Origin of the sequence: Vibrio sp. 10N.222.55.C6, assembly GCF_041473395.1 — a bacterium.
Classification (GTDB): domain Bacteria; phylum Pseudomonadota; class Gammaproteobacteria; order Enterobacterales; family Vibrionaceae; genus Vibrio; species Vibrio crassostreae_C.
The window spans coordinates 1-442 of record NZ_JBFRSD010001057.1; the positions used below are offsets into that span (position 1 = coordinate 1).

General features: G+C 44.1%; 1 pseudogene. It reads right to left on the reverse strand.

The features are described 5' to 3' along the window. Positions 1 to 442, reverse strand: a pseudogene (locus AB4486_RS27530) (AAA family ATPase); the annotation flags it as partial.

The window sequence follows — 442 nt, forward strand, 5'->3', positions numbered from 1 at the left end:
ATTTTGGTGTGCGCCAATTGACAGATTTCCAACCGCTGAATATTTTGGGCATACCTGATCCAGCACGTTCACCTAAGCCAATCAGAAGAAACATTTGGTGTAAAAGTCGGTTTCGGCAATCACTAACGCCGCCTGCTATCACATCTTCAAGTGGTATTCTCATGAGCCCAGGGTTTCGGAACCCGAACATATCAGGACGTTTGACGATTAGAATAGATACACGATCTGTAAAGTCTGAATGGACAATACTATTGACGAGAGCTTCACGCAGAGCAATGTGAACTGGTGTGTCTGCTTTTCGTTGACCAGCTTCGACTTCAAAAGGAACTTTGATTTCTGAGGATAGCTTTCCATATACTTTACGGTAGAAATCAAAAAGATTACCTGACCAAGTACCGTCGGGACAAACACGGTCAACCCATCTGAGTTCTGTCTTTGCCTC